Below are 20,361 nucleotides of genomic sequence, written 5' to 3'. Positions count from 1 at the left end.
CTGATGAGAAGACCTGCAAGAAACAGAGTCATGAGGCCTAGTAGTGCTGCACCGCCAAAATAAAGGAGATAAGTGTTTCTGGCCAGGTTTCCTTTGACCTTATCCATGGCGGTGATCTCTTCTTTCTTGATGTAGAATCTGTCTCTCCAGGAAAAGACTTTCTGTTTCATATACAGTTTCATATTTTCTTCCTCCGTTTCACTGTCCGCATTTCTCGTTCTTTCCGTCTACTGGTTTCATCTTCACACCCTGATTATTGATGTTTTCTGCGTGAGGAGTTCACGGCTCTTCTGATGAGAAGACCTGCAAGAAACAGAGTCATGAGGCCTAGTAGTGCTGCACCGCCAAAATAAAGGAGATAAGTGTTTCTGGCCAGGTTTCCTTTGACCTTATCCATGGCGGTGATCTCTTCTTTCTCAAAAAGGGTGAAACGCAGATCTTCTTCCGGAAGAGTACTGAAGGTGCCTATATAGGTTCCATCGTCTTCTCTAGTCAGGGCAAGATTGCTTTCAATGATATAGGGATAGGACTCCGATGGTGTGACCCTTATGGTCAGGTCCTGGAAATCCTTCCAGTACTTTGCCGGATGAAGAAAATACTCATAGGTGTAGGTGGGCTCCACCGTTTCACTTCGATCCATGCTGCCCATGGCAGCATATCTCACTTCCACCTCTTTTTCTTCCAGTCCTTCAAAAGGCACCTCATAGGCGATGAGTACATATCGGGGCTTTGTCAGAAGGCTCGATATGTGATCCACTGTGACAAGGCGTTCTCTCTCAAGCGCTTCATCCAGCACCTCATAATAGATGTTATGGTCCTCCGGGATGAAGACACTGCCGCTGATGTATTCATCTGCGGAAAGAAACTCCCTGTAATAGGTCTCAAGGCTCATTTCCTCCTCAACAATCTCATAGGTGAAGTCCTTGACTTCCGGCGCATCCTCCACTCCGCTCGCATAGCCTTTCACTTCGATGTCCATCTCTTCATCCAGACTGAAAATGTCCATGGATGTATGTTCACCCCCCAGCCAGGTCCCTATGACAAATTCATTCGTATCATTATCATATCCGTAGCTGTTGTTGCCTCTGGTGAATAATCGTGAATCCCTATCCGATAGGGTGAAACTGGCATCCACATGCAGATCCTCTTCCCGGTCGGAATCCAGCTGAATCCGGTATAGATGCCCTACTTCCTCATAGTGAAAGTTTACAGGTACATACCTCTCTCCTGTAACAGATTCCAGTATATCCTCCAGCTCCACTTTCTCCTTGAACTGATCTTCACTGTAGACTTCCTCCACTTCCTTCCCGTAGTAGATCTCATAATCAACGGGCTTCCCATCAAGGAGAACCTCTACCTGGTCTTCATCTCTGTTCCACAGATTTCTGATGAAAGGAAAGACCATTCTGGAAACAGTAGATTCTGCTTCCGTATTCCGCATGGTGTAGCGTGCACTGACTTTTCCCACTCGGGTAAAATCATTTTCCTTCTCCTCGCTGAAATCAAAATGCAGATCCTCCTTGATCACTGTGATGGGGGAATCCTCATCAATGGTGATCATGGAAATACCCGGATAATGATACCAGGTCACAGGTCCTGAATTTGCGGATACTGTGATGATGCTCGAGCTGAGATATAGAAAAAGCATAAGGCATACCGCGATTCTTTTCATTTTTACAACACCTCTTTCATCTATAATATCATAAATATAGATAAACAATTAACAAAGACCTTACAATTGGATCTGATGTATCCGGGAATCCTTCTTCATAGGCAATGAAAAACCCTGCCCTCATTTCTGACTGTAGGATCTTCCATAAAGGAAATCAGTAGAATTCTGCCGTTCCACATACATATTACTCTTTTCATTTAACAGTCCTGGAATTTAGAATAATGTAATATACTACATTACGATATACCAATTGATGCCATCATGAGGGACTGTATGCACTACCTTGACACAGAACCTGATGATCTTAAATCAAGGGAGTGCGAAGCCTTTTCCTTCAAAAGAAAAAAAGATCTGCGATGCAGATCTGGTCTTCTATAAAATCAGTTGTTGATGAGCTTGTTTTCCTTCTCCAGCATGATGTCCAGAATGATCCGGTCGGACTCCAGTCCGCCTTCCATGCTGAGAAGGCAGAGATTCTCGATGGTCTTCTCCGGATTCTGGTCAATGATGCCGTCATGGCTTCCAATGGCGATGCCGTTTAAAGCCAGTGAGGACGAAAGACATGCTGCACTGGTGCAGGTGGCTACCTTCAGCGCACATCCGCCTTTTGCTCCATCACAGAGCATGCCTGTGACATTGCCCAGCATGTTCTGAACCGATGCATAGATCGCTTCCTTCTTTCCTCCCTGAAGATAGGTGATGCCGCAGCTGGCTCCCGTGGCTGCAATGGTTGCTCCACAGAGGGCGGAGAGCCTGCCGAACTTGGTCTTGATGTAGATGGTCACCAGATGACTTAAAGCGACCGCCCGAAGAAGCTCCTCGTAGGCTGATCCAAGCTTTTCCCAGAAAGCGATGACCGGCAGGGTGGCTGTGATGCCCTGATTGCCGCTGCCTGAATTACTCATGACGCTGAAGGAGGAGCCCGCCATTCTGGCATCGGAGCCCGCCGCTGTCAGCGCCATGGCATAGTTTGTCGGGTCCATGACCTGATGCCCTTTCTTCATGGACTCATAGATGGTCTTGCCCACTTTGAGTCCATAATCATGAAGAAGCCCTTCTTCTCCGATTCGCTTGTTGACCTTTATGCTTTCCTCCACCTTGGATAGCCTGGACACATCCACATTCTCCACGAATGTCCAGATACTCTCCATGCTCATAAAGCTGGTATCATTCACGGGAAGCTCATCGATTTTGTCCTCCACACTGAAGAACACTTTACCGTCGGTTTCAATCCGCGTGATGTTGGTATGACGATCTTCGATGACGACCCTCGAAGAGGAAGCTTCGGACTTCGCAACGACTTCAATATAGAGCTTCTTCGGATGATCGGATTTTCTGATGCTGATTCTGCCTTCTTCGATCATCTGCTGCGCTTTCTCGATATCCTCTTCATTGATGCCGCAGAGCACTTCCAGATTCTTGTCCGCATCGCTGATTGATCCCAGCGCCGCAGCCAGATTCATGCCCGTCTTTCCGGTGCCTGGAATATGCACCCCCATGGCATTTTTGATGATGTTTCCACTGGCATAGACTTCCAGTGCAAGGAGATCCCCTTTCAGATGCTTCGTGGCCATGGCCGAAGCATAGGCGATGGCAATGGGTTCCGTACAGCCCAGTGCAATGACAAGTTCCCGATCCAGCACTTCCAGAAACGCTTTTTCCAACATAAATATACCCCCGATTATGCTCATTTCCCTGATTACGCGGAAGAGTCTCCTCTTCCCACCTGTATGTCTCCATACCCTGTTTCCTACTCCCATTATAGCAGAGGTTCTTCCATCTCTTCTAGAGAGAATCCCCTGAAACAGAAGAAAAATCACCATTTCGGAAAATAACCTCCTCCAGGTGATTCTTCATTTCTCCAGGCCATACAAGTGTATGCATAGGGGTAACACTAGATCAGTAGAAGCGCATCCAGGTCCAGTACATGAATCCTGTTTCCCGGAAGCTGCTCGATGATCTGCGCTTCCTCCAGCTCCAGAAGCTTTCTGCTGATGGTTTCCGGCGTGGTGCCCAGATGCGAGGCCAGATCCTTTCGCTTCATGGGCATCTCGACGATGCCCTCTTCCCCATATCGGTCCAGGATTTCTGCTATGTACATGGCGATTCTCGTTTCCACTTTTTCCGTGGCGATTCGTGTGGACTGCTTCTCTGAAGCTTCCAGTCTCCTGGAGAACTCGCTTAGCACCTTCATGGCGATGGTGGGATATTTCAGAAGAAGCTCTGACATGTCTTCTCTTTTCACCATGCAGATCTCTACATCCTCCAGCGCCTCCGCATAGGCATCATGAAGGTCTTCACTAAAGAGTGCCAGCTCTCCGGTGAAATCACCTGGTGTCAGGATTCTCTGAATCTGATCCTTGCCGGAATCGGATATTCTATAGATTTTCACCTTCCCTCTGCTTACGATGTAGAGCGCATTGGATGGTTCCTGGGCCCTGTAGATGGTTTCACCCTTTCTGAATTGCACGGCATGGGTCAGTGCTGATATTTCCACCATCTGCTCTTTTGTCAGGTGATTGAAGATGGGGACCAGAGAGATGCAGTGGTCATGACTCAGCTCTCCATGGGTACTGCAGGTTTTTCTGTTTTCTTCTTTTTCCATCTAATCTCCTCCTGGTCCTCTTCATTCATTTTCACATAATCTTTGTTATGTGATATCTTTCCCTTCTATTCTTTCATGCTGAGGACGTCATATCCCAGATCCATGATTTTACGGCTTAGCTCCTTCGGGGTTACTTCCTCTTCATTATAACTGATTTTCACCTTACTGGAGTTGAAAAGTACCGTGGAAGTTTCCACACCTTCCGTCTTTTCCAGTACTGTTTCAATCTTCTTCACACAGGTCGGGCAGGTCAGCTGTTCCAGCTGCATCACTAATTTTTTCATTTTTCATTCCTCCATTTATGATTTTATTGTCTTCATCCTATCCTATTTTCTATGAGGATACATTGATATCCATCAAGTTTTCCATATTCTTTGCACTGTCAGCAACCAGGTTCTTTCTTCTGTATTTCACCAGCCTCATGGCATTTAAGATCACGAGGATCACACTGGCTTCATGAATGAACATGCCTTCGGCCAGATGAATTCTTCCGCTGAGCACTCCAGCGAGAAGAAGTGCCACCACGCCTACTGCAAACCAGATGTTCTGCTTCATATTTCTGACCGTGGCCTTGGCCAGGCTGTAAGCATGGGTCAGCTGCCTGAAGTTGTCTCCCAGCAGAACCAGGTCTGCCGTTTCAAGGGCCACATCTGTACCACCATCTCCCATGGCCAGTCCGATATCCGCCGTGGCAATGGCTGGTGCATCATTGATGCCGTCTCCTGCCATAAGCACTACTTTTCCTTCCTTCTTCAGCTTCTCTACAAAGTCCAGCTTGTCCTTAGGCAGAAGCTCCGCATGGTAGGCATCCAGCTCCAGTTCCCTTGCCACCAGCTCCGCTGTGTGACGGTTATCTCCGGTGAGCATGATGATCTGCCTGATGCCTGATGCTCTCAGCTCCTTCAGGGAGGAGTAGGCATCTTCTCTGATCTGGTCCCTTATAAGAAACAGTCCACTTATTACTCCATCCACTGCAGCGAAGACCACGGTGTTCCCCTGCTTTTCTCCGCGCAGTGCCTCTTCTTCCACATCTGTGTCTATCACGATGTCATGCTGCGACATAAGCTTCCGGTTCCCTGAAATAATGTTCTTCTCCTGAAGCTTTGCGGAAATCCCCCTTCCTTTCTCCACCAGAAGGTTCTCCAGGTCCCCGTGAATCTCGATGTTCCGTTTCACGGCTTCCTTCACGATGGTCTGGCCCAGATGATGTTCTGATGCGCTTTCCACGGAAGCTGTCAGTTCCAGAAGTTCGTCTTCTCCCATGCCATGGAATGTTCGGATACCGGATACTTCCGGCTTTCCTTTGGTCAGCGTGCCCGTCTTGTCAAAGACCAGTGTATCCACTTTGGAAAGTCTGTCCATGACTTCTCCGCCTTTCACAAGAACGCCGTTTTTCGCACCATTTCCGATTCCTGCCACATTGGATACAGGTGCCCCAATGACCAGTGCGCCAGGACAGGCGACCACCAGAAAGGTGATGGCGATATGCAGATTCTGAGTGATGAGATAGACCACCACGGAAAGAATCACTACACCCGGTGTATAGATCTGCGCAAACTTATCCAGGAATCTGGCCGCTTTGGACTTGGCTTCCTGGGCTTCTTCCACCAGCTCGATGATCTTGGAGAAGGTGGTGTCTTCCCCTACTTTTTCTGCAATCATTTCCACGTATCCATGATCCAGTAAACTTCCGCTGAAGAGCTTCTCTCCTATTCCCTTGGTGACAGGAACCGATTCTCCGGTGATGGCGGCTTCATTGAAGGATGCTTCTCCAGAGAGAATGGTTCCGTCCACGGCCACTTTTCCTCCGGACCTGATGAGAAGGGTCTCCCCTTCTTCAATATCATCAACGGATACGAGCATACTCTCTCCGTCTCTTACGACCCAGGCTTCCTGGGGGGCCATATCCAGAAGATTCTTCAGGGAAGACCGCGTCTTCTCCAGGGTTCTGGCTTCCAGGTAGGCTCCGAAGAGAAACAGGAAGGTGACCACAGAGGATTCCATGTATTCCTGTATGTAGAGTGCCCCCACCACAGCGATGATGACCAATAGCTCAATGCTGAAGGCTTTCATTCTAAGGCTCTGAAACGCCTTCATGCCGATGGGTATGCTCGCAATAACTGTTGCAGTGATCAGCGCAGTATTTCTTGCTGCCTCCATGCCCGCATTTCCTGCAAGGATCCCTGTCAGGATCAGGATAAAGGAAAGGGCTGTAATCTGATTTTTGTATTTCATGATGATTCTCATCTCTTTTTCCTCCCATGTCTTTTTCTTTCTTGTCTCTATTGTAGAAGGAAAGGGAAAAACTCTCCTTGATGTGCATCAAGTTCTCTGATTTTTTTCCAAAACAGACTGCTTTTCTGTTACGGTATTGATACCCCAGACTCTTTTTGATGCCCTATACTATAGAAAAATAAGAATCACAAGGAGGTTCCCATGAAAAAAAACGCATCCATTCTCCTATTAATTGCTCTAGCCTTCACTCTGCTGGCTTGCAAGAAAGACATCCCGGAAGCCGCTTATATGGATTTCATAACTCAGCTTGAAGAGATGAATTTCAGCGTCAATGCAGAAGTAACTGACAAAGACATTCTTCAAGGAGAGCGCAGATGGCTTACTGTCAACGAAACAGAGCACATCACTGTTTATCTGTATGATAGCGGGAGCAGCATGGAAAAAGATGCCTCCAATATCGATGAAGGTGGTACTGGTTATCATAACGGCAATGATTCCGTGGAAATCAGCTGGGTCTCCTACCCGCATTTCTACAAGACAGATAACATCATCATCTTATACGTCGGAGAAGATGAAACCATGATCCATGCCCTGGAAGACATCCTAGGAGATCAGTTTGCCGGATATCAGGGATAAAGAAAGCCCCCTTACTTATGAAAGCAGTCAGAAAAGAGAAAGAAGGCCGGCTTCTCCATGGAAGCCGACCTTCTTTCTCTGAACTTCTATTTTTCAGTTTTCACTTCTTACTGTCCTAATAGAGTACCGACTGTCCTCCATCGATGGCGATGACCTGGCCGTTGACATAGGATGCATCATCTGAAAGCAGAAATGCGACGACTTTGGCTACCTCTTCCGGCTGACCCAGTCTTCTTGCCGGATTTTTCTTGGCAAACTCCTTCTGGGCTTTCTCTGGATTATCGGGATTGAGCTGTTTGAAGGAACCTTCCACCATGGGTGTCAGAATGGCTCCTGGTGCAATAGAGTTGATGTTGATTCCGGCTTCAGAATACTCCACCGCGGCGCTTTTGGTCATGCCTGTGACGGCGTGCTTACTGGCGATATAAGGAGACTGGTTCTCAAGACCCAGAATCCCCGCTACGGACGCAGTATTCACGATCTTTCCGTATTTCTGCTCTTTCATGATGGGGAGAACAAACCGCAGTCCATAATAGACCCCCATGAGGTTGATTTCGATGACCTTATGGAACATATCCAGATCGTATTCTCCCATGGAAGCCTGCTTCCCTTCGATGCCCGCATTGTTGTAGAATCCGTCGATTCTTCCGAATTTCTTCATGGTTTCATCCACATAGTTTTTCACTTCAGCTTCCTTTGAAACATCTGCTGTGACAGTGAGAATTTCCGCTTCTCCGTTTTCCTTCAGCAATTCCTCTTTCTTTTCCTTCAGGCCTTCTTCATTGATGTCCACAAGGCATAGCTTCGCTCCTCGAGAAAGGAGTTCCTTGGCTGTTGCAAATCCCAGTCCGGATGCGCCTCCGGTGATCAGCATCACTTTATCTTTTAAGTTTTTCATGGTTATCCTCCTTGCATAGAATGGTTCTGACTCCATTATCTCATGATATGCAAGAGATTTGACAGATTTCATAGTATCCTTACACAATGGTAATCCCCTGTTTAGATTTCTCATGCTCTGTTATCATCTGTGGTGAAGAAGACCTTTCTGATGTTCATGGCGCCACAAATTCCACTTTGATTCTGTCTGGGTCCTCGAAAAACACCGCATAATAATCTCTTCCTCCTGCATAGGGATGCCGGTCTTCGTAGAGGATGGTGACGCCTCTTGCATATAGCTTTTCCGTCATCTCATCCACTTCCTCCCGTGATGCGGCATGAAAGGCAAGATGATTGAGGCCTGTAGCGCACCTGTGATAGGAAATCTCCTTGAAGCGCTCTTCTGTCTGGACAAAGACCAGATAGGTTTCTCCCAGTCTGTAGCTTTTTCCTTCCTTCCATTCCTGATATAGTTCATAGCCCAGTTCATGCAGAAACCATCCCCAGAAGTCCGTGGACCGCTGAAGATTCGTCACATAGATTTCGATGTGATGTATAAGCCCTTTTGACATGAATTGCCCTCCTCATTGTATGGTGTTCCATCGGACTCGTCAGGAAACACCCTTACATTTCCAGACCTATCCACCGCAGTATTCCTATCATCAGGAACTCATACTCTCCTGATACTTCTTCAGTTCTTCCACTGCACTGTCAAGGAGCTGCGTGACTGTATACCGGGCCGTACCCGGGATTTCCACATTGCATCTGTTTAATGGAATGAGAATCTTCATCGCATCCGATTTCCCCACCGCAAGGGATATGCCCTGTGTGATTTCCCCCATGATCGAGTTCGGGATCACAACGGCAATGGGCCCCATGATCACATCCGCTTTCTCCGCATTCACCATGATGGCATTTTCTCCTGTTGCGCCGGTTCTTGCCCCTGCCTTAATCATGCTCGCCGTCGCCAGAGCATTGGTCCCCAGCGCTATGATATCCACATCCTTCACGTTTGCTTTGATGATTTTCTCTATGAGATTCTTTCCAAGACCGCCACCCTGACCATCTATGACCACTAATTTCAGCATTTCTCTACTTCCCTTCCTTTTCGATTCTCTTATCAGTATTATACATGAAGATGTCCTTCGTCATCACGCCATCTTTGAAAATCCTACCGCTTTTCTTCCGTTTTTATGATGCTGCCCTGCTTCAGTGCCCCAAATGACATAATGCACGCCTGATGCATAGAAAGAAAATGTGAAGCTTTCAATCTGAAGTCACCTCCAAGATAACCAGGGTATCTGTCTCTCCAGTTACGTCTCGATAGGGGGTAGAGTCATTCAGCCATCTTGAAGGCTTAAGACCGGAAATCAGATACTTTTGCTTGAGGATAAGGGTTCCTTCTCCTTCTTGTGAATGGGATGCATATCCTGATTCTTATCCAGGAGCCTTCCCTTCTCCATCCGTAGTATCCTTGTGCAGAAATGGTCCACAAGTCTTTCATTATGGCTGATGAATACAATCGTTGTGTTCATTTTTTCAGAAATGTCTTTAAGCAGGTTCACAATCTGTCCTTGTATGGAAACATCCAGAGAAGAAACGGCTTCATCAAGAATTAGAAGTTCCGGAGAAAGCACAAGCGCTCTTCCGATACTGGCTCTTTGTCTCTGTCCTCCGGAACAGGCTCCGGGAAATTTTCCTGCCGTTGACAGATCCAAACCTACTTGATGGCAGATTTCCCGAACACGCTTTTCCCTTTCATCCTTCTCTTTCATGCCTGACAGAACAAGGGGCTCTTCCATGGACTGGAACAGGGTCATTTTGGGATTCAGCGAAGACTTGGAGTCCTGTAGAACCATCTGAATAGGCTTGACTTTCATTCTTCTCCAGCTCCTTCCATGGATATTGATCCCCTTGTATCGGATTTCTCCCCGGATTTTCCCGGAAATCCCCAGCATCACTTTGGCCAGGGTAGACTTCCCTGATCCGGATTCACCAACCAGGCCTAGAATTTCTCCTTCTTCTACCCAAAGAGATATTTTCTTCAAAGCATGAAAAGTCTCCAGTCCCTGGAGCGGATAATAATAATCCACATCGGTCAGCTTCAGAATGATTTTATCCATGAGTACCTCCCTCTGCAATCTTGCTTCTCTTGCATCTCGGATCCAGAAGCCATGTGGCCGCATAATGGGTATCGGATACCTTCATCATGGGCGGTTCTTCCAGGAAGTCCATCACAAGCGCATCGGGATTTCTCACTGAAAAAGCATCTCCTTTCGGAAAATTCATAGGACAGGGCGGTATGCCCTGGATGGTTACCAGCCGGCCCTTATCATTCTTCCTGAACTGATCTGATGCCAGCAGTGCCTGGGTATAGGGATGCACCGGCTGAGTAAGAACCTCCTCCTTTGTCCCGATTTCGATGATTCTCCCGGCATACATGACTGCAATGCGATGGGCCGCTTTTCTAGCTGCCTGAAGATTATGGGTCACCAAAATGGTCGTCAGCGCTGTCTCTTCTGACAATTCCACCAGAAGATCTATGAGTTTTTCCTCGTTCTTCTCGTCCAGAGCCGTTGTGGGTTCATCTGCAATAAGAAGCTTCGGCTTCTTGGCCAACGCCACAGCCATCACCGCCCTCTGGGCCAGACCACCGGAGAGTTCGTGGACATACTGGTGAAACCTCTTCTCAGAATCATCCATGGCTACTCTTTCCAGGAGCTTCATGGCCTCCGACCTTCGCTGGCTTCTCCTGACTCCACTGTATTTCAGTGTTTCCATGATCTGCTTTCCGATGGACAAAGTGGGATCCAGAAACTTCTTGGGGTCCTGCAGCACCATGGCGCGTTCTTCGAATCCAAAGGAGTCTGAAACCTCTCCTTTCACCACCTGGGCGTCTGAAGGGAGAATCCCCATGAAGGTTTTGGCCAGGAGAGATTTCCCTGCTCCGGATTCACCCAGGATTGCGAGAATTTCTCCGTGGCAGACTTCCAGCGAAAGATTTCGCACAGGATGCATGATTCCCTCAGGGGTCGTGAAAGAAACCCATAATCCATCCACCGATATGGCTGTATTTCTTCTCATGGTTTCCTCTCCTCTCTTACCTGCAGCCTGTGCAGTAATCATTTCCCTTCTCCCTGGTTCCAGTGCCAATCTTCCGCATTCTGGAACAACCCCAGTCCGTGATGCCCTAGAACCGCTTCAGAATCTATGCCTTCCAGTTTATCGGACGCCACATAGAGAGCATCCACATAAGCCAGGAAAGTATAGGGCATGTCTTTGGTCAGTTCCTCCTGAAAAGCATCATAGTGGATTCTTCTCTCCGCTTCCACAGCCGTTTCGCGTCCTCTTTCCAGCGCCTCATCCACTGCAGTATTGGCATAGCCGCTGTAATTGCTTCCCTTGCCGGTCCCGAACACTTTGTAGGTATGATCATCCGGGTCGAAAGGACTGCCCCAGCCGATCAGAAACGCCTCCTGATTTTCCCAGTCGATGTTCGCCGTCACCGCCACCTTCATCTCGATGCCCAGCTCTTTAAACTGCTGAGAGGCAACCTGAGCCAGCTGAACTCTTGTGGTATCGCCTTCCATGCAGTGGACGGTAAAGGAGAGCTTCTCATCGCCCTTCTCGTAGATTCCCTCTTCGCCCAGGGTCCAGCCCGCATTGTTCAGTCCTTCCTTCACTTTCTGAGGGTTGTAGTCGAATCGCTCCATGTCTTCCTTCACATAGACACTTCGCTGAAGAGGAGAATAGGCCGGTTCTCCATAGCCCAGAAGCACCGACTCCACCATGATCTCCCGATCCACGCCATAGCTGAGGATGGTCGGAAGTTCCCGGTGTTCATTGAAGAAGTCGCTTCCGAAGTTGTACAGAATTCCGCGATAGTCCGCTGTGGTCATCTGGTAGGTCGTAAACTCCACTGCATCCTTGAATGTCTCTGTATCTTCAGGACTGACCAGCGCCAGGTCCAGCTCCCCGGCCTTGAGCTGGAGTGCTCTGGTTTTCGAATCCGGTGTGAACTTGAAGATGATGCGCTCGATGTCCGGTGTTCCGTTGTAGTATGTCTCATTGGCTGCAAGAACCACCGATTCGCCCAGGTTGAAGGATTCCACCTTATAGGGTCCTGTGCCGATGGGCTGATGGTTGAACGGGTCTGACACCAGATTCTTTCCAGTAAGCAGATGTGATGGAACCATGCCGATGGTGAGATACGCCAGCATGGCCGTGTTGGGCTCTTTCAGCAGTATCCTCACATGGATATCATCTTCCACGATGATTCCTTCGATCTCCTCATAATTCGATGCGATTTCCGATTCATTCTCCGGATCCATAATCGCTTCCAACGTAAACTTCACATCCTCTGCGGTGAAGCGTTCTCCATCATGCCAGAGCACATCCTCCCGGAGCGTGAACTCATAGACCTTCTGGTCTTCACTGATGCTGTAGTCCGACACCAGATCCTTTTCCAGTCCGTTTCCTTCCCCGTTTTTCATAAGTCCTCTGAACAGGAGACTGTTGATTTCTCCATGCTCGTAGAGCACCGGATTGATGCTTGTGATTTCTCCGCTGCCATAGACAAGGGTGTTGTGGTTTTGTTCTTCTTCCTTTATTCCATTGGAAGCACACCCTGTGACCAGAATGAGAAGCAAGAGGCTTCCTATTGTTTTCGTCCATTTACTCATTTAGATATTTTACTCCTTTTTCTCTATGATACATTGCAGCTGCAGATTGGGATTGATGTGTTCATGACATGGCTGCTTACACATTCTTTTCTATTCCACTTCTTTTTCGGATGAAGTCCCCCATCTCCACCAGAGACACCACCGTCATCACCAGAAAGATTCCCGGAATCACGATGACCCACCAGGCCTTCGTCATCAGTGCCTGACTGGAGAGATGCAGAAGCGTCCCCCAGGTAATGGTATCCAGTGGCAGACCTATCCCAAGAAAGCTCAGTGTGGCTTCGGCGGTGATGGCATGACCAAACCCTGTGAATGACATGTAGGAAAGCACCGGAACCAGTGTCTGTGAAAAATGCCTCTTCAGGAGATAGAACCATCCTCCCCCATAGTAGCGGGCTAGAAGAACATACTCTTCTTCACGGATTCTCTCAATCTGGGTTCTGATCATCTTGGCCATGGTCATCCAGCTGGAGAGACCGATGGACAGGGAGATGGACATCCAGGTGCTTTCTCTCATGATGCCCTGGAGAAAGATCATCAGCAGAATGGAGGGAACCGACAGGCAGATGTCCGTAAATCGAATCAGAATCCTCTTGAAAAACCCAGGCAGCATGGCTGAAGAGCCCCCCACTGCCAGCGCCATGACCATGGATATGGCCGTGGATGCAAGACCGATGAGAAGAGAGATCCTTGCTCCATGAAGAATCATCCCGAATACATCTCTCCCCAGGGAGTCGGTTCCGGACCAGTGCTGACTGCTGGGAGCAAGGCTTTTTTCCGTCAGTGCCATATAGGAAGGATCGAACGGAAACAAAACATCTGCAAAGAACGCAGCAAATATCATCAGGAGTAGGAAAGAAACCGATAGAGTAGGAAAAGAAATCTTCCTGCAGGTCTGTCTGCTTGGCATTTTCCTTTCAGATTCTTCCACCCTTCCAAGATAATAATCACGCTCCTGTTTATTCAGCTCCTTCAGGGGTTTAAACAGCTCGTTTACTTCCATAGCCCCTCCTCCTTCCGCTCATCCCTGGATGGATCAGCCCACATAGCTCCTCTCCTGCCATGTTCAGTGCGATGACCGCTGTTCCTGTCAGCAGCGCGATGAGCATCAACAGATTATAGTCATGGTATTTGGCGCTTTCAAAGGCCAGACTCCCCAATCCCTTAAACCCGAACACCGCCTCTATGATGTAGGAACCGCCCAGCAGATGCGGCGCTGAATTGATCATGAGGGTCAGATACGCCGGAAAGATGTTCCTCGTCCCATGCCGAAGAAGGATCCTTCTTCTGGACAGTCCTTTGATGCGGTGGAGAAGCATATAGTCTTTTTCCGCTTCCTCCAGATAAAGATTTCTTGCCACGTAGCCGAAATACCAGATATGACTCAGCAGCAGCGTCGAAACAGGTAGCACCAGATAGGGGATTCGGCTTCCAAGAGATGCTTCTCCCAGAGGACCTGACCCACTGGCAGGAAAGAGACCCAGCATCACGCTGAACAGGAGAATCATCAGGAGAGAAATCAGAAAGACAGGAATACTTCCTGCCACAACCCCTGCTCTGGTGATCACCCGGTCCGCGAATTTTCCTTCCCGCAGAGCGCAGAAAGCGCCCAATGGAAGGGCCAGGAAAAACACCAGCACATATCCTGTGCCACCCAGCAGGATGGAATTCAGTGCTACTTTCCCAATGACCTCGGTCACTGGAAGTTTGTACTTGTACGATATCCCGAAATCTCCCTGCATGGCCTTCTTGACCCACTTCTGGTACTGCACCGTCATTGGTGCATTCAGCCCGAGTCTTTCCATGCTTTCTTCCTTCTCACTGGTGCTCATTCTCTCCACAGCGGATCCATGGTAAGACAGCAGCGGGTCTCCCGGTGCGATTCTGGCCATGAAAAAGACCATGATACTGAGCAGCAGAAGGGTCACTGCAAGCTCCAGCAGCTTGAAGGCTGCTCCTGTACCAGGAAATCTCTTCTCTTTTCTATTCATGAACAACCTCCTCATTTTCTTCTGATCCGTTACTGAAATCCGTCCTGTTTCAGTCTGCTGATTTCATTCATGACCGTTTCATGAAGCTCTTTGTAGGTCACATCACTATTTTCCAGAATGGACTTCAGACTTTCATACTCCGGTGTGAAGGATTCCACACCATCATGCACAGTACCTTTCACTTGAATCTGGCCATAATCGGTATTCAAAGTAAGGGACCTTCTCTTCAGTACCGTTCTCTCCATTTTCATCCTTCTGATTCCTATGGATGTGGTGGTCGTAAAGATGATGTGCTCCATCTCATTTATCTTCTCATCTGCACAGAGGACACTGAGCTTGTAGGCAGGTCTGTTTTTCTTCATGTAGATCGGTGTGAAGAAAGCATCTCTGGCTCCCGCTTCCATGAGCTTTTTCAGTGTATATCCCAATACTTCTCCTGTGGCATCATCCAGGTTGGTTTCCAGAAGAACGATTGTCTCTTCCTTTTCCTCTATCTCTTCCAGCAGATAGGCTCTTAGAATATTGGCATGGCTGAAATTTTTCTTTCCAGAACCTATTCCGACGTTAACCAGTCTGTATTTTTTCGGCAGAGACTTCCTGGAACTCAATGCTGCCGCCAAGGCTGCTCCTGTAGGTGTAATCATTTCGCCTATTGTATCGGTTATTTTCAGTGAAAGTCCATGGGCTACGGCAATATTCAGTGTTGCTGGTACCGGCACAGGAATCACTCCATGCTGACACCAGACATGCCCTGTACCTTCATGTAACTCAGATACCACAATATCCTCCACCCCTAGATCATCTACCAGCACACATGCTGCCACGATATCCACGATGGAGTCCACCGCACCCACTTCATGAAAATGAACTTTCTCCACTGGCAGCCCATGGGCTTTGGCTTCTGCATCAGCTACAATGGCAAAGACTTTTTTCGCTAAGGTCTTCGCACCTTCTGTGATTTCAGACTGCTCAATTATGCCATAGATGTCATGAACATTTCTATGAACATGATCATGCTCGTGACTATGATTGTGACTATGATCATGTTGTTCATGACTATGACTGTGGCTATAATCATGGTGATCATGATATTCATGACTATGACTATGGTCATGATCGTCGCTGTGGGCATGGCTATGACTGTGATCATGATTGTCTTCTTCCAGTATCACGTCAAAAGATGCCGCATCAATGCCGCATTTTTCTCTTCTCCCGGTCTTTATGGTGTACCCATCCACATGAAGACTCTCAAGAGCAGTTCTCAGAAGCGCGTCCTTCTTAGTCAGGTCAAGAAGCGCTGCCACCGTCATATCCCCGCTGATGCCTGAATAACATTCCAGATAAAGTACCTTATTCCCCATGATTTCCCTCCGTAAGTCTGTTGATCTGTGTACCTAGGTAAGCCGCACCAAATCCATTGTCGATGTTCACCACAGCGATTCCTTCTGCGCAGGAGTTCAGCATCGTAAGCAGTGATGAAAGCCCACCGAAATTTGAACCGTATCCTACTGATGTCGGAACCGCAATGACAGGCTTGTCCACCATACCTGCAATGACACCTGGCAGCGCACCTTCCATGCCGGCCACAGCGATGATGCAGTTGGCTTCCTGGATGGCTCCAATCTTGGACAGCAGCCTATGTATGCCAGCCACCCCCACATCATATATTCTTATGACATTGCTTCCGAAAAACTCTGCCGTCTGGGCCGCTTCCTCCGCCACTGGAATATCGGATGTGCCACCAGTACAGACCGCTATAAGGCCTTTCTTTTCATGATTAGTTCTCTGGATTCTTATGATTCGTGCGATTTCATCGTACTCCGCATCTGGAATCATCTCCTTAACTTTTTCATACTGTTCTCTTGTGGCTCTAGTCCCTAGTACATCCACACCCTTTTCATCAAAGTTCAAGAAGATCTTCACCAGATGGTCCATGGATTTCCCGCTGCAGTATATTACTTCTCCGAAACCGGATCTTAATTTCCTATGATGATCCAGTTTCGCAAATCCCAGATCCTCATAGGGTAGTTTCTTGAGGCTCTCTTCCGCTTTTTCTATAGAGACCTCACCATTTTTGACTTTTTCAAGCATTTCCTTGATATCCATTTTGCTATTCCTTCCCTGCTTATTTATTATTGAGATGAAGATCCATGCTTCCGCTTCTGAATCCTTCCACATCCAGTGTGATGTAGTTAAATCCCAATGATTTCAGCTTTTCTCTGATTTCTTCTCTCTTGCTGATGAACCCTGTAAAATCAGTAGCCGGCACCTCTATTCGTGCAATATCACTGTGAACCCTTACTCTCACCACTTCAAACCCTAGAGAACGAATATATTCCTCCCCTTCTTCAATGCGCTTCAGCAGACTGAAGTCGATCTCCGTTCCATAAGGAAGTCTTGTTGCAAGGCATGGTGCAGAGGGCCTTTTTGAAACGGAGATGCCAAGCTCAGAAGCATATTCTCTGACCTCTTCCTTGGTGAACCCGTTTTCAGCCAGAGGACTGGAGATTGAAAGCTCCTTCAGAGCCTGGATGCCTGGTCTGTAGGTGCCGTGATCATCCGCATTAGTTCCATCCAGAACATGCCCGAGCCCTTCATTTTCCGCAAATTCTCTCAATGTTGTAAATAGAAGCTTCTTGCACAGATAGCATCGGTTCACCGGATTCTTCATAATCTGATTGTCTTTGAATTCATCCACTTCTATGATCGTGTGGATTGCCCCCATCTCTTCTGCCACTCTTCCAGAAATCGTCACATCAGATACCGGATGAAGTTTCGTTTCAAAGGTTACCGCATGGACCTTTTTCCCGAGCTTCTCCGCTTCTTCCATGGCAATCTTCAGAATCAGACTGCTGTCCACACCTCCAGAAAATGCTACACAGGCTCCTTCTCTCACTTTCGATGCAATACTTTTTCTCAGTCGCTCTTTCTTCATAATTCCTCCCATTGATCTCATTTCATCTATAAAAAACGAACTCGAAAAGACGCATGAAATCATGCGTTTTTCCGGGTTCGTCCCAGGGGTGTTCATGTGTATGCTGTTGTATAGGACTTCCTTTTCAGAATGCTGATTTCATGTATCTTCGTAATACATCTTATCATTTCATCTTTATGCTGAAATCCTTGTTCATGTGACTATCTATTTTTCCAGAAGACTCTTCTGCAAAAAGAACTTCTGCGACTATCTCAGCAGCCTCAGTATATTATCCGCAGTGGCTTCCAGATTCTCTTTACTCTTATGTCTGCTGATTTCAAGAGGTTCAGGCAGTCGATTGATGGTAAAAATTGAAGTCACTCCATTTTCATAAGCTTCTTCCAGATTCTCATCTGCACCGCCGGCAATGACGATGACGGGCTTATTCTGCTTCTTCGCTCTTTTAGCAACACCAATGACGACTTTTCCTCTCAGACTCTGACTGTCAATTTTTCCTTCTCCAGTGAAGATGTAATCCGCATCTGAAATTATGTTTTCAAAGTCGACCGTATCAAGAACCGTTTCTATGCCCATCTGCAGCTCTGAATTAAAAAACGCCACCATACCGGCACCCATGGCTCCGGCTGCTCCTGTACCAGGCATTTCAGCAAGATCCATTCCAAGGTCTCTCTTTATGACTTCTGCCAGATGCTTCACACCTGCATCAAGCTCCAACACCATCTCAGAATCCGCACCCTTCTGGGGGCCGAAAACATGGGCTGCCCCATGCGCTCCGTACATGGGATTATCGATATCGCACATTGTTACTATCTTAACATTTTTAATAGTTTTTTCCAGTCCTTCCAGACTTATTCTCTCTATATCTTTCAGCGTTGCTCCAGCAGGCACAAAGGATTCTCCTGCTGCATTATAGAACTTTACACCCGCAGCAGCCGCTGCACCGCAGCCACCATCGTTGGTGCTGCTTCCACCAAGACCAACTACGATTTTTTCAACGCCCTGATTTGCCGCATTGAGAATCAGTTCCCCAACGCCATAGGTCGTGGTCTTTTTCGGATTCTTGCGGTCTTCCACCAGAGGTAGACCTGCTGCCGCTGCCATTTCGATGACAGCGGTTTTGCCTTCATCAATGAGTCCGTAGTATGCGCTGGTATCATCCAGGAAGGGGCCCTTGACGCTCATCTCCACTTTCTCTCCGGACAGTGCTGTCAGAAAGCAGTCTACGCTTCCTTCTCCTCCATCCGCGACAGGAATACTGACTATTTCCGCATCGCTGAAGTGCTTACGGATTACGCTTTCCAGGGTTTCGCAGATTTCCGTTGAAGACATGGTGCCCTTGAATGAATCCGGTATTAATACAAATTTCTTCATCTTACCCTCCATAGCCAAAAATAAGATCGCATGACCAAATCTTACTGCTCAGTCATGCGATCCATACTTCTATAGTACGATTACAGATACACCATCTGGAATGACAGCAATTTTCGCTTCCTTATTGCCTATCATTTCTTCCGCTTTTTCCAGAGCTTCTTCAATGGAATGCGCTGGTGTCATGTGAAGATCTCTAACAATCTGATCTTCTGCTTCGGAAATATAGATTACTTTGTAGTTTTTCAGTATTCTTGCGAAAATCTGTGACTGCCACTGGTCCGGAATGGTATCCTCACTTGGTGTAGCAAGGAACTCATTCATCATCTTCTCTACATCTTTCTCTTCTTTGAAAGTCTTATAGAACTGTTCTCCACCATGACCGTCATTGGACTTTGCACCAATAATCATCACTCCACCAGGATTCATGGTTGCTTCTGCAGCCGTCATGCACTTTACTGCCTGATAGATGTTCTGATCTAGTGGATATCCTCCATTGGTTGTGATAACGATATCTGATGGAACAGCATCCACTTTACACTTGCTGTTCAGAAAATTTCTGCCATCAATATGTGCAAGGTCCGCATCTCCTGCTACTGCATAGATGACCTCCTTGTCTGAGTTGATCACAACGTTGCAGATGAAATCCAGTCTTGCCGCTCTTGCAGCATAGAGCATGTCCTTGTGGATCGGATTTCCTTCTATAATTCCGGTTCTGGCTCTGTCACTGTCTATAAATGTAGCGTTATGATTATACATGACTGTCTTTCTGCTTGCTACACCTGGAAGTACACTCTTTCTTCCACCTGAGTATCCTGCAAAAAAGTGTGGTTCAATGAATCCTTCTGAAACCAGAAGATCAGCTTCCAGCGCGATTTTGTTCAGTATCATTCTTCCACCTGATGGTAGGATACCGATATCGGTCAGCATACTTTCATCATCACAGTCATGCACATAGATATTTTCATTTTCCACGATTTCCGGACCGAACTTTGAAACCAGTTCATCCTTTGTCGTACCTCTGTGACAGCCTGTTGAGATCAGAATGGTGATTTCCGCTTCAGGATTTCCTGTTCTGATTTCCTCCAGCATCAGAGGCATAATAATCTTACTTGGTACGGGTCTTGTATGATCACTGGCGATGATCGTTACTTTATTCTTACCTTTTGCCATTTCACGCAACTTGGGTGTACCAATCGGATTCTCAAGTGCTTCTTTCACAAGTTCCACCTGACTCTTTTCTGGCACATAGTGATGCATCTCAGATACCATGACAGCACTTATTCTCTCATCCGGAATTTCTGCATTTAAGGTACCTTTTCCATATGGCAATACAATCTTTGTCATTTGTCTCCTCCTAA

General features: G+C 47.4%; 20 protein-coding genes. 1 reads left to right on the top strand and 19 read right to left on the bottom strand.

Annotated features, from left to right (window positions below; translation table 11 throughout):
• The 6 genes from J3A84_RS10585 to J3A84_RS10560 all read right to left on the bottom strand — a co-directional run.
• A partial coding sequence (locus tag J3A84_RS10585; protein ID WP_207599994.1) for a hypothetical protein occupies positions 1-182 on the bottom strand: 182 nt, incomplete at its 3' end.
• A gap of 71 nt (positions 183-253) precedes the next feature.
• Positions 254-1,672 (bottom strand): hypothetical protein, encoded by a 1,419-nt coding sequence (locus tag J3A84_RS10580; protein WP_207599993.1) that lies wholly within the window; start codon positions 1,670-1,672, stop codon positions 254-256.
• Positions 1,673-2,052: 380 nt separating this feature from the next.
• Complete coding sequence (locus tag J3A84_RS10575; protein ID WP_207599992.1) at positions 2,053-3,339, bottom strand: L-cysteine desulfidase family protein; 1,287 nt, start codon at positions 3,337-3,339, stop codon at positions 2,053-2,055.
• A gap of 227 nt (positions 3,340-3,566) precedes the next feature.
• The gene (locus tag J3A84_RS10570) at positions 3,567-4,277 is read right to left on the bottom strand and encodes a Crp/Fnr family transcriptional regulator (RefSeq protein WP_207599991.1); all 711 of its coding nucleotides are present in this window, start codon (positions 4,275-4,277) and stop codon (positions 3,567-3,569) included.
• Positions 4,278-4,342: 65 nt separating this feature from the next.
• Positions 4,343-4,561 (bottom strand): heavy-metal-associated domain-containing protein, encoded by a 219-nt coding sequence (locus J3A84_RS10565; RefSeq protein ID WP_207599990.1) that lies wholly within the window; start codon positions 4,559-4,561, stop codon positions 4,343-4,345.
• Between the two features lie 49 nt (positions 4,562-4,610).
• On the bottom strand, positions 4,611-6,524 hold the full coding sequence (locus J3A84_RS10560) for a heavy metal translocating P-type ATPase (RefSeq protein ID WP_207599989.1): 1,914 nt from the start codon (positions 6,522-6,524) through the stop codon (positions 4,611-4,613).
• A 189-nt stretch (positions 6,525-6,713) separates the two neighbouring features.
• Here J3A84_RS10560 and J3A84_RS10555 point away from each other — a divergent pair, with 189 nt between their 5' ends.
• On the top strand, positions 6,714-7,148 hold the full coding sequence (locus tag J3A84_RS10555; protein ID WP_207599988.1) for a hypothetical protein: 435 nt from the start codon (positions 6,714-6,716) through the stop codon (positions 7,146-7,148).
• A 115-nt stretch (positions 7,149-7,263) separates the two neighbouring features.
• On the opposite strand, the gene J3A84_RS10550 is transcribed toward J3A84_RS10555, so the two are convergent.
• The 13 genes from J3A84_RS10550 to larA all read right to left on the bottom strand — a co-directional run bounded on the left by J3A84_RS10550 (position 7,264) and on the right by larA (position 20,347).
• The gene (locus J3A84_RS10550; protein ID WP_207599987.1) at positions 7,264-8,046 is read right to left on the bottom strand and encodes a glucose 1-dehydrogenase; all 783 of its coding nucleotides are present in this window, start codon (positions 8,044-8,046) and stop codon (positions 7,264-7,266) included.
• Positions 8,047-8,200: 154 nt separating this feature from the next.
• Positions 8,201-8,596 carry a VOC family protein gene (locus tag J3A84_RS10545; protein ID WP_207599986.1) on the bottom strand — a complete coding sequence of 132 codons (396 nt, stop codon included), beginning with the start codon at positions 8,594-8,596 and terminating at the stop codon, positions 8,201-8,203.
• Between the two features lie 90 nt (positions 8,597-8,686).
• Positions 8,687-9,112, bottom strand: coding sequence for a DUF3842 family protein (locus tag J3A84_RS10540; protein ID WP_242694152.1), 426 nt, complete (start codon positions 9,110-9,112; stop codon positions 8,687-8,689).
• A 282-nt stretch (positions 9,113-9,394) separates the two neighbouring features.
• The gene (locus J3A84_RS10535) at positions 9,395-10,147 is read right to left on the bottom strand and encodes an ABC transporter ATP-binding protein (RefSeq protein WP_207599985.1); all 753 of its coding nucleotides are present in this window, start codon (positions 10,145-10,147) and stop codon (positions 9,395-9,397) included.
• The gene (locus J3A84_RS10530) at positions 10,140-11,150 is read right to left on the bottom strand and encodes an ABC transporter ATP-binding protein (protein WP_207599984.1); all 1,011 of its coding nucleotides are present in this window, start codon (positions 11,148-11,150) and stop codon (positions 10,140-10,142) included. The genes J3A84_RS10535 and J3A84_RS10530 overlap by 8 nt, the downstream gene beginning before the upstream one ends.
• The gene (locus tag J3A84_RS10525) at positions 11,147-12,706 is read right to left on the bottom strand and encodes an ABC transporter substrate-binding protein (protein ID WP_207599983.1); all 1,560 of its coding nucleotides are present in this window, start codon (positions 12,704-12,706) and stop codon (positions 11,147-11,149) included. The genes J3A84_RS10530 and J3A84_RS10525 overlap by 4 nt, the downstream gene beginning before the upstream one ends.
• Positions 12,707-12,782: 76 nt before the next feature.
• Positions 12,783-13,709, bottom strand: coding sequence for an ABC transporter permease (locus J3A84_RS10520; RefSeq protein WP_207599982.1), 927 nt, complete (start codon positions 13,707-13,709; stop codon positions 12,783-12,785).
• Positions 13,687-14,697, bottom strand: coding sequence for an ABC transporter permease (locus J3A84_RS10515; RefSeq protein WP_207599981.1), 1,011 nt, complete (start codon positions 14,695-14,697; stop codon positions 13,687-13,689). The genes J3A84_RS10520 and J3A84_RS10515 overlap by 23 nt, the downstream gene beginning before the upstream one ends.
• A 29-nt stretch (positions 14,698-14,726) precedes the next feature.
• Complete coding sequence (larC, locus tag J3A84_RS10510; protein WP_207599980.1) at positions 14,727-16,058, bottom strand: nickel pincer cofactor biosynthesis protein LarC; 1,332 nt, start codon at positions 16,056-16,058, stop codon at positions 14,727-14,729.
• Positions 16,048-16,803 carry a nickel pincer cofactor biosynthesis protein LarB gene (gene larB, locus J3A84_RS10505; RefSeq protein ID WP_207599979.1) on the bottom strand — a complete coding sequence of 252 codons (756 nt, stop codon included), beginning with the start codon at positions 16,801-16,803 and terminating at the stop codon, positions 16,048-16,050. The genes larC and larB overlap by 11 nt, the downstream gene beginning before the upstream one ends.
• Before the next feature lie 19 nt (positions 16,804-16,822).
• Positions 16,823-17,632: an ATP-dependent sacrificial sulfur transferase LarE gene (gene larE / locus J3A84_RS10500; RefSeq protein ID WP_242694151.1), complete on the bottom strand. Its 810-nt coding sequence runs from the start codon at positions 17,630-17,632 to the stop codon at positions 16,823-16,825.
• Positions 17,633-17,878: 246 nt separating this feature from the next.
• Complete coding sequence (locus J3A84_RS10495; RefSeq protein ID WP_207599977.1) at positions 17,879-19,003, bottom strand: glycerate kinase family protein; 1,125 nt, start codon at positions 19,001-19,003, stop codon at positions 17,879-17,881.
• A 69-nt stretch (positions 19,004-19,072) separates the two neighbouring features.
• A complete protein-coding gene (gene larA, locus J3A84_RS10490; protein WP_207599976.1) occupies positions 19,073-20,347 on the bottom strand; it encodes a nickel-dependent lactate racemase in 1,275 nt (424 codons plus the stop codon).
• Positions 20,348-20,361: the final 14 nt, after the last annotated feature.

The organism is Proteiniclasticum aestuarii (genome assembly GCF_017368455.1).
Taxonomy (GTDB): Bacteria; Bacillota; Clostridia; order Clostridiales; family Clostridiaceae; genus Proteiniclasticum; species Proteiniclasticum aestuarii.
This window is presented reverse-complemented; position numbering and strand designations above follow the sequence as displayed.

Excerpts from the sequence above, each read along its gene's own strand:
- J3A84_RS10580 (WP_207599993.1), bottom strand. The coding sequence starts at position 1,672 with ATGAAAAGAATCGCGGTATGCCTTATGCTTTTTCTATATCTCAGCTCG.
- J3A84_RS10575 (WP_207599992.1), bottom strand. The coding sequence starts at position 3,339 with ATGTTGGAAAAAGCGTTTCTGGAAGTGCTGGATCGGGAACTTGTCATT.
- J3A84_RS10570 (WP_207599991.1), bottom strand. The coding sequence starts at position 4,277 with ATGGAAAAAGAAGAAAACAGAAAAACCTGCAGTACCCATGGAGAGCTG.
- J3A84_RS10565 (WP_207599990.1), bottom strand. The coding sequence starts at position 4,561 with ATGAAAAAATTAGTGATGCAGCTGGAACAGCTGACCTGCCCGACCTGT.
- J3A84_RS10560 (WP_207599989.1), bottom strand. The coding sequence starts at position 6,524 with ATGAGAATCATCATGAAATACAAAAATCAGATTACAGCCCTTTCCTTT.
- J3A84_RS10555 (WP_207599988.1), top strand. The coding sequence starts at position 6,714 with ATGAAAAAAAACGCATCCATTCTCCTATTAATTGCTCTAGCCTTCACT.
- J3A84_RS10550 (WP_207599987.1), bottom strand. The coding sequence starts at position 8,046 with ATGAAAAACTTAAAAGATAAAGTGATGCTGATCACCGGAGGCGCATCC.
- J3A84_RS10545 (WP_207599986.1), bottom strand. The coding sequence starts at position 8,596 with ATGTCAAAAGGGCTTATACATCACATCGAAATCTATGTGACGAATCTT.
- J3A84_RS10540 (WP_242694152.1), bottom strand. The coding sequence starts at position 9,112 with ATGCTGAAATTAGTGGTCATAGATGGTCAGGGTGGCGGTCTTGGAAAG.
- J3A84_RS10535 (WP_207599985.1), bottom strand. The coding sequence starts at position 10,147 with ATGGATAAAATCATTCTGAAGCTGACCGATGTGGATTATTATTATCCG.
- J3A84_RS10530 (WP_207599984.1), bottom strand. The coding sequence starts at position 11,150 with ATGATTACTGCACAGGCTGCAGGTAAGAGAGGAGAGGAAACCATGAGA.
- J3A84_RS10525 (WP_207599983.1), bottom strand. The coding sequence starts at position 12,706 with ATGAGTAAATGGACGAAAACAATAGGAAGCCTCTTGCTTCTCATTCTG.
- J3A84_RS10520 (WP_207599982.1), bottom strand. The coding sequence starts at position 13,709 with ATGGAAGTAAACGAGCTGTTTAAACCCCTGAAGGAGCTGAATAAACAG.
- J3A84_RS10515 (WP_207599981.1), bottom strand. The coding sequence starts at position 14,697 with ATGAATAGAAAAGAGAAGAGATTTCCTGGTACAGGAGCAGCCTTCAAG.
- larC (WP_207599980.1), bottom strand. The coding sequence starts at position 16,058 with ATGGGGAATAAGGTACTTTATCTGGAATGTTATTCAGGCATCAGCGGG.
- larB (WP_207599979.1), bottom strand. The coding sequence starts at position 16,803 with ATGGATATCAAGGAAATGCTTGAAAAAGTCAAAAATGGTGAGGTCTCT.
- larE (WP_242694151.1), bottom strand. The coding sequence starts at position 17,632 with ATGAAGAAAGAGCGACTGAGAAAAAGTATTGCATCGAAAGTGAGAGAA.
- J3A84_RS10495 (WP_207599977.1), bottom strand. The coding sequence starts at position 19,003 with ATGAAGAAATTTGTATTAATACCGGATTCATTCAAGGGCACCATGTCT.
- larA (WP_207599976.1), bottom strand. The coding sequence starts at position 20,347 with ATGACAAAGATTGTATTGCCATATGGAAAAGGTACCTTAAATGCAGAA.